Source organism: uncultured Microbacterium sp. (assembly GCF_947489255.1).
Taxonomy (GTDB): Bacteria; Actinomycetota; Actinomycetes; order Actinomycetales; family Microbacteriaceae; genus Microbacterium; species Microbacterium phycohabitans.
This window is the reverse complement of sequence record NZ_CANLCY010000004.1, coordinates 137427-153491: the sequence shown is the minus strand read 5'-3', so window position 1 is coordinate 153491 and position 16065 is coordinate 137427. Positions and strand designations below refer to the sequence as shown.

Here is a 16065-nt window from a genome sequence, read left to right as displayed (position 1 = left end):
GCTAGTGCCGCGGCCCCGCGCTGTCACGTGTCGATCACCTCTGATTCACCTCCGAGACCCCCGTGGCGCGGCGTGTGCGCCACCGTCACGGCGACGACCGTGGCAGCCCCCGCCTCGCGCAGCGCCCTCGCCCCCTCGAGCAGCGTGGCCCCCGTCGTCACGACGTCGTCGACCAGCACGACGGGGATCCCCGCGACAGGACCGGCGACGAAAGCTCCCCCGACGTTGCGGCGACGCGCGTCGCGATCGAGACCCCGCTGGTCGAGCGGGGTACGACGAAGGCGCAGGAGCCGTCGATCGCGGTACCCCGCACGACGCAGGATGAGCTCGACCGGGCGGTACCCCCGTCGCCTCAGAGCGGCCCGCGTCGACGGGACGGTGGTGATCAGCGCATCGGGCGGCGCACCGCGGAGGACTTCGCGCAGGGCCGGAGCGAGGGCGCGAGCGAGCGGTGTCCGCCCCTCCTCCTTCAGCGCGCGGACGACCCGGGCGGTCGGTCCCGCGAAGGGGAGCGCACTCGTCACGGTCAGGTCCGGTGCGAGCACGCGGCGCACCGGGCGCGGGACGAGGGCACGGCGGCATCCCTCGCACACCTCGGCGTCGAGGGCCCCGCATCCGGCGCAGGCGACGGGAAGCCAGAACGTGAGGGCGTCGCGCAGCGACGCGGTGACCAGAGATCGGACGTCCATGCCCCGAGCATGGGGCACCCCGCCGCCGGGCGGCTGCCCGACCTCGCCGCGGTGGAGGGATCGCCGCCTGGGGAGGAGCGGCTCAGATCACGAGGTGGTGCCCTGCTGCGCCGCCAGGACGCGGATGCCGGAGGCCACGAGCGTCCACGAGCTGCCGCGACGACTGTAGAGACGGCCCTGGTCGTCCAGGACGCGCACGCTCGTGCTCCCGGCGGCGAGGGTGCGCGCCCCATCCGGCGCGGTCGCCTCCGTGCCGCGCCCACCGACGTTGAGCTCGCGCAGGCGGTCCACTCCGTCGGCGCTGACCAGCACGCCCACCGTCGTGTCGTCGAGCCACGCCAGATCGAAGGCGCCCTGCTGGCTGAACGACAGCACGTGCGGCGGCCCGAGGTTGACCTCGGTGTTCTCGCGTTCGATGCCGGCCACCCAGACCTCGCGCACGCCCGAGACGGTGACGATCGCCGCGATCCGCGTGCCGTCGCGCGACACCTGCATCGACACGATCTCGGAGGCGTCGGGCCAGGCGTTGCCGACCGCGCGGGGAACGCCCTCGGCCGTGATCGCTCGAACCTGCGTGGGGGCGTTGGCCGGCACGCTCCAGATCTCGCCCTGGCCGTCGATGGAGGGGGCGATGAGCCCCGCGCGGTCGTCGAGCAGGAACGTCCGGCCGTCGCTCAGGGCGCTAGCGACGGTCCCCTGCTGGGTGCGGACGGCGGCGAGACTCCGGTCGGCCTCGAGCTCGACGGCGGAGGGGTTGAGCGATTCCACGGCGTCGGAGAGACCGTCGATCGGTTCCACCGCGTCGCCGGCGAGCACGCCGAACGCCCCGATCGAGGTGAGCACGGCCGGCGACGGATCGACGCGCGTGACGCGCACCGACACCTCGGAGGCGGCGATGGGAGTCCCCTCCACGGTCATCTGCACCTCGTTGATGCCCGCGGTGGCGAGGCTGCGCACGAGCTGGGTCTGCATGCGGTCCAGCGTCGTGCGGTCGAGGCTGAGCGCGGCCCGCGGGAGCTGCACCTGCGCGATGCCGTCGGACGAGAGCGTCACCGAACGCCCGACCAACGAGAGCTCGTCGGGGAAGGCGCTGCGCACGGCACCGGCGAGCCAGGCGCTGGGCTGCCCGTCGACGAGGGCGGTCGCGATCCGGCTCGCCACGAGCGGCCGGGGGAACCACCGCACGTCGGGGACGATGAAGCTGTACGACGGGTCGAAGTAGGCCACGGATGCCGACTGGTAGACGGTCGGGAACACCTCTTCGTAGAGCACGACGCCGTCGGGCGCGGAGGTGATGCGCCACTGGTCGTCGACGCGGGCGAGCGTGTAGCTCAGGGTCTCCGCCGAGCCGGCGGCCGTCGGAGAGTAGGCACCGTCGGCGTCCACCGCGGCGATCGTCGTGAGGGCGACCGCGACCGAGGTTCCGTCGGCGCTGGGAGTGGCACGCCGATCGGCGAGGCGGTCGATCGTCACGCGCGATCGGGGATCCCACTGCGCACCGGGCGCGAGGAAGAGCTTCGCGGTGGCCCAGTCGTCGGCGGGACCGGAACCCGCGCGCAGGAACCCCTCGACGATCTCGGCGGGGGTCGCATCCTCCTGGGGCCCGTCGGGGACGAACGCGAACGCCTGGGTGTCGTCGACCTGCGGGCCGCGACCCGGATTGACGTAGCCGGAGGTCGGCAGCCCCGTGCACGCGGTGAGGGCCAGCACGAGCATCAGGCTCAGCAGCGAGAGAGCGCGTCTCATGTCGTCCTCCTGACGCCGGGGCGGGTGGAGATCGGCTGCGTCAGCCCGAGGGCCTCGAGCGCTCCGCCCTGCTCGTCGTCGGGCACGAGGGGCAGCGGTGAGCCCGTGACGGGCCGGCCGTCGCGCGGGAGCGTGAGGACGAAGTTGGATCCGCGGCCGGGCTCGGACCACACCGCGAGCGTCCCGCCGTGCAGACGCGCGTCGCCGAGGGCGATCGACAGGCCCAGGCCCGTCCCGCCGATGGTGCGCACGCGCGAAGGGTCCGCCCGCCAGAAGCGGTCGAAGACGCGCTCGACGTCCTCGCTCTTCATGCCGAGACCGAAGTCGCGCACGCCCAGGGCCACGGAATCCCGGTCGCTGTCGACCGAGACGACGATCGGACGACCCTCCCCGTGCTCGATGGCGTTGCCGAGGAGATTGCGCACGATGCGGCGCACCCGCCGGGCGTCCATGTCGACGGGCGTGTAGCCCCCGGGTGCGACCAGCCGCACGTCGGAGCCGTGGCCCTCGGCCAGCTGCTCCATCGACTCGATGACGTCCTCCGCGAGGTGCGCGAGGCTCGTCGCCTCCCGCTCGAGCTGCACGGATCCGGCGTCGTAGCGGCTGATCTCGAGGAGGTCGGTCAGCAGGACCTCGAAACGCTGCACCTGCGCGTGCAGCAACTCGGCGGCGCGACCGGTCACCGGATCGAACTCCTCGCGCTGGTCGTTGATGATGTCGGCCGCGAGCTTGATGGTCGTCAGCGGCGTGCGCAGTTCGTGAGAGACGTCGGACACGAACCGCTGCTGCACGAGCGACAGGTCGGCGAGTTCCTTGATCTGGGACTCGATGCTGTCGGCCATCGCGTTGAAGGAGCGGTTCAGGGTCGCCAGCTCGTCCTCGCCTCGCACGGGGAGGCGAACCCCCAGGTCGCCCGCGGCGAGCTTCGCGCTGGTCTCGGCGGCATCCGCGATGGGGGTGGTCACCGATCTCAGCACGAACCAGGCGATCGCACCGATGAGCACCACCAGCACCAGTCCGACGACCCACAGGAGCACCTGGACGAACGCGAGGGTCTGCGAGGCGCTCGTGAGGTCGTACCCCATGTACAACTCGTAGGAATCGACACCGTCTTCGGCGGGGAAGCGCAACTGATGCCCCACGAGGATGCCGGGCACTTCGCGGCCGTTGTCGGAGGGCAGGGCCACGGACTGCCACCACTGCAGGTCGGGACTCGACTGCACCTGCGTGCGCAGGGCGTCGCTGACCAGGGTCGACTCGAACGCGGGCGAGATGAAGGGCTGGGGGGCCAGCGGCGACGGCGGGCCGATGCGGTAGAGCGCGATCAGATCGCTCGAGGACTGCTGCGACAGGCGGGTGGCGATGCCGTTCATCAGCGTCTGGGCGGCGGCGGGGTCGGTCGAGTCGACCGCGGCGTCGAGGGTCGCCTGGGCTGCGGCCGTGGCGCGCTGCGCCTCGAGCAGCACCTGGTCCTTGCGGGCGGTGAAGAGCTCGTTCTGGATGACGAGCGCCATCGCGACGCAGGTGACGAGGATCGTGGCCGCGGTGAGGGTCACCGTGATCACGATCGTGCGGAATCGCAGGGAGCGCCGCCACAGCGTCGCGAGGCGGTCGCGGACCGAACGCCAGTCGCGCCAACCGCCGACCCGCGGGGAGGAGACGGTGCGCACGGCGCCCGTCATGGGAGCCTCAGGCCACCGCGCCGGCGCGGTAGCCCACGCCGCGCACGGTGGTCACGATCCGCGGATTGTCGGGGTCGGCCTCGATCTTCGCGCGCAGTCGCTGCACGTGCACGTTCACCAGTCGCGTGTCGGCCTTGTAGTGGTAGCCCCACACCTGCTCGAGCAGCATCTCGCGGGAGAAGACCTGTTGCGGCTTCTCGGCGAGCGCGACGAGCAGCTCGAACTCGAGCGGGGTGAGGGCGATGGGCGCGTCACCGCGACGTACCTCGTGGGCGGCGACGTCGACGACGAGGTCGCCGATGCGCAGGGTCTCGTCGGCCGGGTTCTGGGCGGGCCGCAGGCGCGTGCGGATGCGCGCGACCAGCTCCTTCGGGTTGAACGGCTTGACGATGTAGTCGTCGGCTCCCGACTCGAGTCCCTTGACCACGTCGGCCGTGTCGGTGCGGGCGGTGAGCATGATGATCGGGATGCCGGATTCCGCGCGCACGCGCGTGCAGATCTCGATGCCGTCGACGCCGGGGAGCATGAGGTCGAGGAGGATGAGGTCGGGCCGTTCCGAGCGCCACGCGTCGACGGCCTGGGCTCCGTCGGCGCAGAACACGGTGTCGAATCCCTCGGTGCGCAGCACGATGCCGATCATCTCGGCCAGTGCGGTGTCGTCGTCGACAACCAGGATCCGTGAAGTCATTCGGATGTACGTCTTCCGTCTCGAACCCGTTCGGGGGCGGGCATGACGCCCCGAGTGGGGGCATGTCCCATCGAGAGTAGTCGACCTGTCTGCAGGGCAGGCGTGCGTGTCGGAGGTCTATGACACGATGAGGGCACCGCCATGTGACGAGGAGGGGCCCCACATGACCGCGTACCCGGCTTGGACTCCGGCATCCCGCCCGGGGATCGTCCCGCTGCACCCCTACGGTTTCGGCACCATCCTGGGCCGGTCCTTCGTGGCGCTGCGACACAACCCCAAGGTGCTGCTGGGCTTCGCCCTCATCGTGCAGGCCGTCGCGTACATCGTGCTCACCGCCGCCGTCGGAGGGGTCGCCGTCGCGAGCTTCTCGCGTCTGGACACCGTGCCGATCGGCAGCGACGACTACGACGCGATCCTCGCGGGTTCCGCGGTGATCACGGGGGCGACGGCGCTCGTCCTCGGCCTCGCGACCGGGGCGCTCAGCGTGATCGTCCAGGGCGTCGTGGTGTCGGAGATCGCTCACGCCGTCGTCGCCGAGAAGCCGAGCCTCAAGGCCGTGTGGGCGCGCGTCAAGCCGGTCGTCTGGCGTCTCATCGGCTACAGCGCGCTCTATCTGCTGGCCACCATCGTCGTGATCGGGGTGCTGGCGGGCATCGTCACGCTCCTGGTGATCAGCGTCCTCTGGCTCGGCATCGCCGTGGGCGTGCTGCTCGTGCTGGGCCTCATCGTCGTCTCGCTGTGGCTCACGCCCAAGCTCTTCCTCGTCCCCTCGGTGATCATCCTGGAGCGGGCTCCCATCTTCCGCGCGGTCGCCCGGTCGTGGCAGCTCACGCGCGGTCGCTTCTGGTCGACGCTCGGCGTCGTCGTCATCATCTCCGTCGCTTTCAGCATCGTCGCGCAGATCATCTCGGTGCCCTTCAGCCTGGTGGCGGGCATCGTCTCGGGCATCCTCGCGCCCACCGGAGAAGATGCGATCGGCGCCCTCATCGGCGTCATCGCCCTCCAGGTGGTCGGGCAGTTCGGCATCCTCCTGGTGCAGTGCATCGCGCTGGTGGTGCAGTCCACCTCGGCGGTGCTCGTGTACGTCGACGCGCGCATGCGCGTGGAGGCCCTCGACCACGATCTGAACACCTACGTCGAGCAGCGGGATGCCGGTGCCGCCGATCTCGCCGATCCCTACCTGGTCGGCGTGGGGCGCGTCGTCGAGCGCCCCGCTCCGACGCCCACGGGCGCTCCCCCGGCCTTCGGCGGGTACGCCGCGCCGGCGGGCGCGCCGGGGTACGGGGCACCGCAGGCGTACGGTGCGGGAGCGCCGCAGGCGTACGGGGCACCGGCGTACGGGGCACCCGCGACGGCCCCTGCCCCGTCGACGCCGACGCCGACCGCGACGACCGGTGCCGACGCTGCGACACCCGGAGCGTCGACGGTCGACGTCCCCCCACCCCACCGTGAGCCCGGCACAGCGCCCTCACCCGCGACGACCACCTGGGCGGCGCCGGGATCGAACGAGAACGCGTGAGTCCCGCCGCGCTCATCGCCTCCGTCGCGCCCCTGCTGCCCGATCCGGATCAGGCGCAGGAGTGGGCGGAGCGCGAGCTCGCCGATCCCTCCTATCAGGCGGCGGAGCCGAGCGTCATCGATCGCGCCGCGCAGGCCGTCGTCCGCTTCCTCGACGACCTGCTGCGCATCCCGAACACCGACGGGTGGGGACCGGCCGCGCTCATCGTTCTCGCGGTGCTCGTCGTCGCGGCGATCGTGGTCGGCATCCTGATCTGGGGGCGGCCCCGGCGGAGCGTGCGCGCGGCACCGGCGGCTCGCGCCCTGTTCGACGACGACGACACCCGGTCGGCCGACGAGCTGCGGGCCGAAGCCGAAGCGGCCGCTCGACGCGGCGCCTGGGACGACGCCGTCGTGCTGCGCTTCCGCGCCGTCGCGCGGGGGCTGTCGGAACGGGGCCTCGTCGACCCCCCGCCCGGGGCCACGGTGCGCGCGTTCGCGCGGGAGGCCGCACGGGCCCTGCCCGCCCTCGCGGAGGGGCTCGAGACGGCCGCGACCACCTTCGACGACGTGCGCTACCTGCGGCGCCCGGGAACGGCCGAGCGCTACCGACTGGTCGTCGAGCTCGATGACGCCGCCGTGCGCACGCGTCCCTCTCCGGTGAGCGCGACGTGAGCGCGGTCACCACCGCGCGACCCCGAAGCCGCAGCCGCGCCGCCCTCGGGTGGGTGGGCCTCATCGTGGGGCTTCTGCTCGTGTCGCTCGTCGGCGGGCTGTTCGTCTACGGCGGGTACACGCAACGCGCTCTGCTCGACCCCGACTCCGCGGGACCCGACGGCACCCGCGCCGTGGTGCGCGTGCTCGAGCAGCAGGGCGTGCGCGTCATCGTCGCGCGCGACCGCGCGGCCGCCGAACGCGCGCTGGCCGGTGGGGAGGCGACCCTCGCGCTGCGCGACGCGCCGATGCTCTCCGACGATGCGCTGCGCGAGCTGTCGTCGCGCGCCCGGCACGTCGTGCTCGTCGAACCGCGCTCCCGTGCCCTCGACGTGCTCATGAACGGGTCGTCGCTCGGGGGCTTCGCCGACGACGCGGCGGTCGCCGACTGCACGCTGCCCGCGGCCGACAACGCCCGGACCGCGCGAGTCGGCGAGCTCCTGGTCGCCGGCGACGGCGTCACGGGCTGCTTCCCCCGGGACGGCGAGTTCGGGCTGCTGTCCCTCGACGCCGACGGCCGTTCGGTGACGGCGCTCGACGGCCTGTCGACGCTCACCAACTCGACGCTGCCGCGCGACGGGAACGCCGCCCTCGCCCTCGGGGTACTCGGTCAGACCGACACGCTCGTCTGGTACGTGCCCGCGCCCACGGATGCCGACCCCGGCAGCGCTCCCCCGACACTCAGCGACCTCACGCCGCCGTGGGTCACCCCGGCCATCGTGCTGCTTCTGCTGTCCGCTCTCACGGCCGCGATCTGGCGAGGTCGGCGCTTCGGGCCGCTGGTCACCGAGCGCCTCCCCGTGACGGTGCGCGCCACCGAGACCACGGAGGGCCGTGCCCGCCTCTACGCCGCGGCCCGCGACGCCCCGCACGCCCTCGACGAGCTCCGGCGCGCCAGCCGCGCGCGCCTCGTGCGCCTGCTGGGACTCGCGACGCGGACCTCGCCGCCCGACATCGCCGACGCCGTCGCCGACCGCCTGGGAACGGATCGCTCCCGCGTGCGCGGCATCCTCGTCGACGACCTGCCCCGCACCGACCGCGACCTCGTCGCCGCCGCCGACCGACTGCGCGACCTCGAAGAGAGCGTGCGCATCGCCGTCCGAACCGAAGGGACACCCCGATGACCGAGAGCCCCGAGACCCCCGGCGCCGAGCCGGTCCCCGGCACCGCCCCGACCCCGCCGGCCGCCGACGACCGCGCGGCCGATGCGGGCGCCCCCGGCGACAGCGGCCTCCCGGGGCCGTCCGGCGCGGGCGACGACCACGCGGCCCTGCGCGAGGCCATGCACCGCGTGCGTCTCGAAGTCGGCAAGGCCGTCGTCGGGCAGGACGGCACCGTGACCGGCCTGCTCATCGCCCTCCTCTCCCGCGGACACGTGCTGCTCGAGGGCGTACCGGGCGTGGCCAAGACGCTTCTCGTGCGCTCGTTCAGCCGCGCGCTCGGTCTCGACACGCACCGCGTGCAGTTCACGCCCGACCTCATGCCCGGGGACGTGACCGGGTCGCTCGTGTACGACGCCCGCGCGGGCGGATTCGAATTCCGCCCGGGTCCGGTGTTCACCCACGTGCTGCTCGCCGACGAGATCAACCGCACGCCCCCGAAGACGCAAGCCGCTCTGCTCGAGGCGATGGAGGAGCGGCAGGTGTCGAGCGACGGCGTGAGCCGAGCGCTCCCCGACCCCTTCCTCGTGGCCGCGACGCAGAACCCCATCGAGCACGAGGGCACCTACACGTTGCCCGAGGCGCAGCTCGACCGGTTCCTGCTCAAGCTCGTGGTCGATCTGCCCGGCCGCGACGCCGAGGTCGACGTCCTCCGGCGCCACGCGCAGGGCTTCGACCCGCGTCGCCTCGACGATGCGGGGGTCACCCCGACGGTCACGGCCGCGGAGATCCTCGCCGCGCAGCGGGCCGCGGCATCCGTCGCCGTCGCCGACGACGTGCTGGGCTACGTCGTCGACCTCGCCCGGGCCACGCGGCAGAGCCCGTCGGTCCAGCTGGGCGTGAGCCCCCGCGCGACGACGGGCCTGCTCGCCGCCGCCAAGGCGTGGGCCTGGCTCGGAGGGTACCCGGCGATCACCCCCGACCACGTGCAGACGATGCTGGTCCCCGTGTGGCGCCATCGCATCCGTCTGCGTCCCGAGGCCGAGATCGAGGGCGTCTCGGTGGATGCCATCCTCACCTCCGTCCTGCAGCAGACCCGCGTCCCGATCTGATGGTCGTCACCGGCCGCCTCGCCCTGCTCGTCGCCCTCGGCGTCGTGCCCCTCGTGCTGCTCAGCACCGCGGGGGTGCCGGCGTGGGTCGCGGCGGGCGGATGGGTGCTGCTGTGCGCCGCCCTCGCCGCCGTCGACGTGGCCCTCGCGGCGGATCCCCGGCGCGTGGAGATCACCCGCACCCTGCCGGAGCGCGCCCTCCGCGACGAGCCGGTGGCGGGCGAGCTGCGCGTGCGCAACCTCGGTACCCGGCTGTTGCGTGCCCGCGTGCGCGACGCGTGGCAGCCGACCGCCGGAGCGCCGACCGAGCGGGCGCGCCTCACCGTTCCCCCGGGCGAGCGGCGCAGCGCTCCGCTGCCGCTGCGCCCCCGCCGTCGCGGCGAGCTGCGCAGCGCGTTCGTCGTGGTGCGCGCGCTCGGACCCCTCGGTCTCGCGGGGCGGCAGGCCGTGATCGACACCCCGGGGCGCATCCGGGTCCTTCCGCCGTTCACCTCGCGTCGGCACCTCCCCTCGCGCCTGGCCCGCTTGCGCGAGCTCGACGGCAACACCACGCTGCAGGTCAGAGGGCAGGGCACCGAGTTCGACAGCCTGCGCGAATACGTGCGCGGCGACGACGTGCGCTCGATCGACTGGCGTGCCACGGCCCGCGCCGGCACGACGATGCTGCGCACCTGGCGCCCCGAGCGCGACCGGCACGTCGTCATCGTCATCGACACCGGTCGCACCGCCGCCGCGCGCGTGGGCGACGGCGTGCGCCTGGACGCCGCGATGGAGGCGGCCCTCCTGCTGTCGGTTCTCGCGACGCGCGCGGGCGACCACGTGCACCTTCTGATGTTCGATCGCGTCCCCCGCGCCCGGGTGACCCGCGTCGACGGCGCGCAGCTGCTGCCCGCCCTCGTGGATGCCATGACCCCCGTCGACCCGCAGTTGATCGACACCGACTGGGACGCCGTCTTCGCCCAGGTGCGCGGCCTGTCGGTGCGCCCGGCCCTCGTGGTGCTGCTGACCGCCGCCGACGACCCCGAGGCCGCCCGCGCCTTCCTCGCCTCTCTGCCCGCGGTCGCCGCGCGATCGCGTCTGCTGGTGGCGACGGCGACCGACGGCCCGGGAGAGGTGCCCACCCACCGCGATGCCGCCGATGTGTATGCCGCCGCCGCGATCGAGCGCGCGCGCCACGACGCCGCCCGCGTGCGCGACGCCGTCGTGCGCGCGGGCGGCGACGCGGTGGCGGCGTCCGCCGACGACCTGCCGCCCCTCGTCGCCGACCGCTACCTCGCCCTCAAGGCGGCGGGGCGGCTGTAGCACACCCAGCCCGCATGCAGCCCGCGACATACGACGCGGCTTATCCTGGGGGGTACCCTTCCGGTCGTCAGCGTGTCCCCTCCGCGCGCGGCCTCGCCGTCTACGCACAGGATGCGGGAGCTCTCTTGCCAGGTAACGCCACCACGCACTTCGACGATGTGGCCCTCGTGTCGGTGGCGAGCGTCCTGCCCAGCCGCGTCACGACGTCGGATGACATCGAGGAGCGTCTGGCTCCCGCGCTGAAGCGGCTCAAGCTCAAACCGGGTCTGCTGCGCCGCGTCGCGGGCGTCAACGAGCGCCGCAACTGGGCGGAGGGCGAGTCCTCCGACGAGGCGACGATCGCCGCCGGCAAGCAGGCCCTCGCCGAGGCCGGGGTCGACGCGAGCGAGATCGGGCTCATCATCAACACCTCGGTGACCCGCAAGCACCTCGAGCCCTCGGTCGCCGTGCGCCTCCACCACGGCCTCGGCCTTCCGAGCTCCGCCATCAACTTCGACGTCGCCAACGCGTGCCTCGGCTTCATCAACGGTATGAGCCTCGCGGCCGGCATGATCCAGTCGGGCCAGGTGAAGTACGCGCTCATCGTCAACGGCGAGGATGCCGACGAGATCCAGGTCAACACGATCAACCGGCTCGTGCGCGAGGATCTCGACCGCGACGCCTTCATGCAGGAGTTCGCCTCGCTCACCCTCGGCTCCGGTGCCGCCGCGGCCGTTCTCGGTCGCGCGAGCGACCACCCCGAGGGCCACCGCATCGTGGGCGGCGTCACGCGCGCGGCGACGCAGTTCTACGACCTGTGCGTCGGCAGCGTCGACGGCATGTTCACCGACGCCAAAGCGCTGCTCAAGGGCGGACTCGACCTCGTCGTCTCGGCGTGGAAAGAGGCCAAGGGCGAGTTCGACTGGACGGGCATGGACCGTTACGTCACGCACCAGGTCTCGTCGGTGCACACCGGTGCGATCGTGCGCGCCGCGAAGCTCGACCGCGACCGCGTGCCGGTCACCTATCCCGAACTGGGCAATGTGGGCCCGGCATCCATCCCCATCACCCTGGCCGCCGAGCAGAAGACGCTGCGGCGAGGTGATCGCGTCCTGCTGATGGGAGTGGGCTCCGGCTTGAACACCGGCATGCTGGAGCTGGCCTGGTGAGCCATCCCCGCGTGACCGGCCCTCAGGCCACACTGCCTCCCGCGGGCCTGCCCGGGCTCGATCCGGCTCTCTCGCGCCTCGTGAGCGTCGACGGCGTCCTGGCCGACGCCGGCGAGAGTCGCCTGTGGCACGTGCTCGACACCGGCGACGCCCTGCACGATCGGGGCATCGAGCCGACCGGCACGATCGTCGCGGTCCACGGCAACCCCACGTGGTCGTACCTGTGGCGCGCTCTCGTGAACGCCTCGCTGGCCCGAGCCGAAGCGGGGGCCGCCGCGTGGCGCGTCGTCGCGGTCGATCAGCTCGAGATGGGCTTCTCGGAACGCTCCCCCCTGCGGCGCACGCTCGGCCAGCGCATCGCCGACCTGGGCGCGCTCGTCGAGGCGCTCGGCATCCGCGGGCCGATCGTGACCATCGGGCACGACTGGGGCGGGCCCGTCTCGCTCGGGTGGGCCGTCGAGAACCGCGACCGCCTCGCCGCCGTGATCGCCCTGAACACCGCCGTGCACCACCCCGAGGGGGCGAAGCTGCCGTTCGCGCTGCGCGTCGCGACGGCCCGGGGCATGCTCGCCGCGGGCACCACCGGCACGACGGCGTTCCTCGACACGACTCTGGCCCTCGCCGACCTCGACCCGGCCGTCCGTGCCGCGTTCCGCGCGCCGTACGCCACCCTCGCCCGCCGTCGCGGCATCGGCGGATTCGTCGCCGACATCCCGGCGACCCCCGATCACGAGAGCACCCCCGCGCTGCACCGCATGTCGGCGGGCCTGCGCGAGCTCTCCGTGCCGGCCCTGCTGCTGCGGGGACCGAAAGACCCGGTCTTCGGCGAGGACCACCTCGACGACCTGATCGATCGGATGCCGCACGCCGACGTCCACCGCTTCGAGGGGGCCGGCCACCTGATCGCCGAGGAGCGGCCGTACGCCGAGGTCGTGCTCGACTGGCTCGACGAGAACGTCGTGGATGCCGGCGCCCCGGCGCCCCGCACGCGCCGGGCAGCGACGGCGCAGCGCCGTGCCGCCGCCACGGCCGCGGCCGACGGCCCGGCACCGGAGCGAACCGGGGCTCCCGGCGCCGAGTCGGACGGGACCGCCGCCGGCGGGCGCCTGTGGGACGCCCTCGACGCCCGCCGCGACGACGACGACACCGCCGTGATCGACATGACCACCTCGCGAGAGGGCGAACCCCTGCGCGTGAGCTGGCGGCAGCTCGCGACGCGGGTCGACGAGATCGCCGCGGGGCTCGACGCCTTCGGCGTGCGCGCCGGCGACCGCGTCTCACTGCTCGTGCCGCCGGGGCCGACGCTCACCGCCGCCCTGTACGCGTGCCTGCGCATCGGCGCCGTGGTCGTCGTGGCCGACCGGGGTCTCGGCATCCGGGGTCTGTCGCGGGCCGTGCGCGGAGCCGTCCCCGACGTCGTGATCGGCGAGGTCGCGGGGCTCGCGGCCGCGCGCGCCCTCGGCTGGCCCGGTCGGCGGATCTCCGCCGCCGCGCTGCCGGCCGCCGCCTCCCGCGCGCTCGGGGTCGAGGCGAGCCTGTCCGACCTCGCGCGCGCCGGTCGTGGTCGCGCGCTGCCCGAGCCGCCCGCCGCCGAGGCCGAGGCCGCGGTGCTGTTCACCTCGGGCTCGACGGGACCGGCGAAGGGCGTCGTGTACACGCACGCTCAGCTCACTGCGCTGCGCGAGACCCTCGCCGCGCACTTCGGTGTGACCGCCGACACCGGTCTCGTGACCGGCTTCGCCCCCTTCGCGCTCCTGGGACCCGCCCTCGGCACGCGCTCGGCGACCCCCGACATGGACGTCTCGGCACCGCGCACCCTGACCGCCGCCGCGGTCGCCGCGGCCGTCCGCGCCTCCGACGCGCGCATCGTGTTCCTGTCCCCCGCCGCGGTCGCGAACGTCGTGGCCACGGCCGGAGCGCTGTCCGACGCCGATCGCGCCGCTCTCGCGCGCGTCGAGACGTTCCTCTCCACCGGTGCTCCGGTGGGCGTCGAGCTGCTCCGCCGCGCGCAGCGGCTCATGCCGAACGCCGTCGCCCACACCCCGTACGGCATGACCGAGTGCCTGCTCGTCGCCGACGTCACCCTCCCCGAGATCGAGCGGGCCGCGGGCGACCGCGGGGTGTGCGTGGGGCGGCCGCTCGGCACCGGGCAGGTGCGCGTCTCGGCGATCGACGCCGACGGCCGAGCCACGGGCGAGCCGACGACGGATGCCGGAGTGACCGGCGAGATCGTCATCTCGGCCCCGCACCTCAAGCGCGGGTACTTCCGCCTGCACCTCACCGACCGCGAGGCGCGTCGGGGACTCCCCGAACGCTGGCACCGCACGGGCGACGTCGGCCATCTCGACGCCGACGGCCTCCTGTGGGTCGAGGGGCGTCTCCCCCACGTCATCACCACCGCCGACGGTCCCGTGACCCCCGTCGGCATCGAGCAGGACGTCGAGACCGTCGACGCGATCTCCCGTGCCGCCGCGGTCGGCGTGGGCCCGGTCGGCGGCCAGGTCGTGGTCGCGGTCGTCGAGGCCGGCGCGCGCCGCCCGGGGCTGGCATCCCCCGCCCTCACCGACGCGGTGCGGGCGGCCACCGCGCAAAGGCTCGCGGCCGTGCTCGTCGTCCCGTCGCTGCCGACCGACATCCGCCACAACTCCAAGATCGATCGCACGCGCGTGGCCGCGTGGGCCGACCGCGTGCTCGCGGGCGAGAAGCCGGGTGCGCCGTGAAGGTGCTCGCCACCGGCTCCTCGGGTTTCCTGGGGCGCGCCGTCGTGCAAGCCCTGCAGGACGCCGGCCACGAGGTGCGCACCCTCCAGCGCCGCCCGTCGGGCGTGGCCGGCGCGGAGGATCGGCTCGGTTCGGTGACGGATGCCGATGCCGTGGCATCTGCGCTCCAGGGCGTCGACGGGGTCGTGCACCTCGCCGCGAAGGTGTCGCTCGCGGGAGACCCGGCGCAGTTCCGCGCGGTCAACGTCGAGGGGACGCGCACGCTCCTCGACGTCGCCGCCGCGGCCGGGGTCTCGCGGATCGTGCACGTGTCGTCGCCGTCGGTCGCGCACGCCGGTCACGCGCTCGCGGGCGTGGGGGCGGAGCCCGCGGATCCGGATGCCGCGCACGGCGAATACGCCCGTACCAAGGCCGAGGCCGAGCTCCTCGCGCTCTCGCGCGCCGACTCCTCGACGGCGCTCGTCGCCATCCGTCCGCACCTCGTGTGGGGTCCGGGCGACACGCAGCTCATCGCGCGCGTCGTCGCCCGCGCACGCCGGGGGACGCTGCCGCTCCTCGACGGCGGGACCGCGCTCATCGACTCGACCTACGTCGACAACGCGGCATCCGGCATCGTCGCCGCCCTCGACCGCGTCGAGGCCGTCAGCGGGCGCGCGTACGTGCTGACCAACGGCGAGCCGCGGCCGGTGGGAGACCTGCTCGCGGGGATCTGTCTCGCCTCGGGCGTGACGCCCCCGCGGTTCAGCGTCCCCGCCGGTCTCGCGAAGGCCGCCGGCTCGCTGATCGAGCGGGTGTGGGCCGTGCGCCCCGGGCAGGACGAACCGCCCATGACGCGCTTCCTCGCCGAGCAGCTCTCGACCGCCCACTGGTTCGACCAGACCGCGATCCGCCGGGATCTGCGCTGGACCCCCGCGGTGTCGATCGACGAGGGCCTGCGCCGCCTCTCGCGCGCCTGAGTCCGCGGCATCCGCCCGCCCGCCGCGGCCGGTCGCGGCCGCGGCGCTGCGTCCTCGTTTGCGTTACCGGCAGCGCGTGTCCCGCCTCCGGCGGCGCATGTCCCTTTTCTGGCGTGCGTGTCCCACTTCGGCCGGTGCATGTCCCACTTCCGGCGGTGCATGTCCCCCTTGGGCTGGGGCATGTCCCACTTCTGGCGGTGCATGTCCCACAAACGGCCGCTCAACGCCCCTCCCACCGGCCAAAAGTGGGACGCACCCACCCCGACCAGCAGCCACCGCCAGCGGCACCGCGCACCGGCCCGACAGCGCACGTCCCACCTCCGGCAGCGCGTGTCCCACCTCCCCCAGCGCATGTCCCACTTCTGGCGGTGCATGTCCCACTTGGGCTGGGGCATGTCCCACTTCTGGCGGTGCGTGTCCCACAAACGGCCGCTCAACGACCCTCCCACCGGCCAAAAGTGGGACACACCCACCCCGACCACCAGCCAGCAGCCACCGCCAGCGGCACCGCGCACCGGCCCGACAGCGCACGTCCCACCTCCCCCAGCGCATGTCCCACTTCTGGCGGTGCGTGTCCCACAAACGGCCGCTCAACGCCCCTCCCACCGGCCAAAAGTGGGACATGCCCACCCCGACCACCAGCCGGCAGTCACCGCCAGCGGCACCGCGCACCGGCCCGACAGCGCACGTCCCACCTCCGCCAGCGCATGTC

General features: G+C 73.7%; 12 protein-coding genes. 8 read left to right on the top strand and 4 right to left on the bottom strand.

What is annotated here, in order from left to right:
* Positions 1–23: 23 nt before the first annotated feature.
* From Q0818_RS11105 to mtrA, 4 genes are all read right to left on the bottom strand, one after another.
* On the bottom strand, positions 24–689 hold the full coding sequence (locus tag Q0818_RS11105) for a ComF family protein (RefSeq protein ID WP_298874562.1): 666 nt from the start codon (positions 687–689) through the stop codon (positions 24–26).
* An 87-nt stretch (positions 690–776) separates the two neighbouring features.
* A complete protein-coding gene (locus tag Q0818_RS11100; protein ID WP_298874560.1) occupies positions 777–2435 on the bottom strand; it encodes an LpqB family beta-propeller domain-containing protein in 1659 nt (552 codons plus the stop codon).
* Positions 2432–4117: an MtrAB system histidine kinase MtrB gene (gene mtrB, locus Q0818_RS11095; protein ID WP_298874558.1), complete on the bottom strand. Its 1686-nt coding sequence runs from the start codon at positions 4115–4117 to the stop codon at positions 2432–2434. Before mtrB ends, Q0818_RS11100 begins: the two co-directional genes overlap by 4 nt.
* Positions 4118–4124: 7 nt before the next feature.
* The gene (gene mtrA, locus Q0818_RS11090) at positions 4125–4805 is read right to left on the bottom strand and encodes an MtrAB system response regulator MtrA (protein ID WP_298874556.1); all 681 of its coding nucleotides are present in this window, start codon (positions 4803–4805) and stop codon (positions 4125–4127) included.
* 163 nt (positions 4806–4968) lie between these two features.
* Here mtrA and Q0818_RS11085 point away from each other — a divergent pair, with 163 nt between their 5' ends.
* From Q0818_RS11085 to Q0818_RS11050, 8 genes are all read left to right on the top strand, one after another.
* Positions 4969–6324 carry a glycerophosphoryl diester phosphodiesterase membrane domain-containing protein gene (locus tag Q0818_RS11085; protein WP_298874554.1) on the top strand — a complete coding sequence of 452 codons (1356 nt, stop codon included), beginning with the start codon at positions 4969–4971 and terminating at the stop codon, positions 6322–6324.
* Positions 6321–6977, top strand: coding sequence for a DUF4129 domain-containing protein (locus Q0818_RS11080; RefSeq protein ID WP_298874553.1), 657 nt, complete (start codon positions 6321–6323; stop codon positions 6975–6977). Before Q0818_RS11085 ends, Q0818_RS11080 begins: the two co-directional genes overlap by 4 nt.
* On the top strand, positions 6974–8140 hold the full coding sequence (locus Q0818_RS11075) for a DUF4350 domain-containing protein (RefSeq protein ID WP_298874552.1): 1167 nt from the start codon (positions 6974–6976) through the stop codon (positions 8138–8140). Before Q0818_RS11080 ends, Q0818_RS11075 begins: the two co-directional genes overlap by 4 nt.
* Positions 8141–8298: 158 nt before the next feature.
* Positions 8299–9228 carry a MoxR family ATPase gene (locus Q0818_RS11070; RefSeq protein WP_298875746.1) on the top strand — a complete coding sequence of 310 codons (930 nt, stop codon included), beginning with the start codon at positions 8299–8301 and terminating at the stop codon, positions 9226–9228.
* Positions 9228–10529, top strand: a complete 1302-nt coding sequence (locus tag Q0818_RS11065) for a DUF58 domain-containing protein (RefSeq protein WP_298874551.1) — start codon at positions 9228–9230, stop codon at positions 10527–10529. Before Q0818_RS11070 ends, Q0818_RS11065 begins: the two co-directional genes overlap by 1 nt.
* Before the next feature lie 125 nt (positions 10530–10654).
* Positions 10655–11677 (top strand): 3-oxoacyl-ACP synthase III, encoded by a 1023-nt coding sequence (locus Q0818_RS11060; protein WP_298874550.1) that lies wholly within the window; start codon positions 10655–10657, stop codon positions 11675–11677.
* Positions 11674–14397 (top strand): alpha/beta fold hydrolase, encoded by a 2724-nt coding sequence (locus Q0818_RS11055; RefSeq protein ID WP_298874549.1) that lies wholly within the window; start codon positions 11674–11676, stop codon positions 14395–14397. Before Q0818_RS11060 ends, Q0818_RS11055 begins: the two co-directional genes overlap by 4 nt.
* Complete coding sequence (locus tag Q0818_RS11050) at positions 14394–15353, top strand: NAD(P)-dependent oxidoreductase (protein WP_298874548.1); 960 nt, start codon at positions 14394–14396, stop codon at positions 15351–15353. The genes Q0818_RS11055 and Q0818_RS11050 overlap by 4 nt, the downstream gene beginning before the upstream one ends.
* Positions 15354–16065 lie beyond the last annotated feature (712 nt).

Excerpts from the sequence above, each read along its gene's own strand:
- mtrA (WP_298874556.1), bottom strand. The coding sequence starts at position 4,805 with ATGACTTCACGGATCCTGGTTGTCGACGACGACACCGCACTGGCCGAG.
- Q0818_RS11070 (WP_298875746.1), top strand. The coding sequence starts at position 8,299 with ATGCACCGCGTGCGTCTCGAAGTCGGCAAGGCCGTCGTCGGGCAGGAC.
- Q0818_RS11065 (WP_298874551.1), top strand. The coding sequence starts at position 9,228 with ATGGTCGTCACCGGCCGCCTCGCCCTGCTCGTCGCCCTCGGCGTCGTG.
- mtrB (WP_298874558.1), bottom strand. The coding sequence starts at position 4,117 with ATGACGGGCGCCGTGCGCACCGTCTCCTCCCCGCGGGTCGGCGGTTGG.
- Q0818_RS11100 (WP_298874560.1), bottom strand. The coding sequence starts at position 2,435 with ATGAGACGCGCTCTCTCGCTGCTGAGCCTGATGCTCGTGCTGGCCCTC.
- Q0818_RS11105 (WP_298874562.1), bottom strand. The coding sequence starts at position 689 with ATGGACGTCCGATCTCTGGTCACCGCGTCGCTGCGCGACGCCCTCACG.
- Q0818_RS11085 (WP_298874554.1), top strand. The coding sequence starts at position 4,969 with ATGACCGCGTACCCGGCTTGGACTCCGGCATCCCGCCCGGGGATCGTC.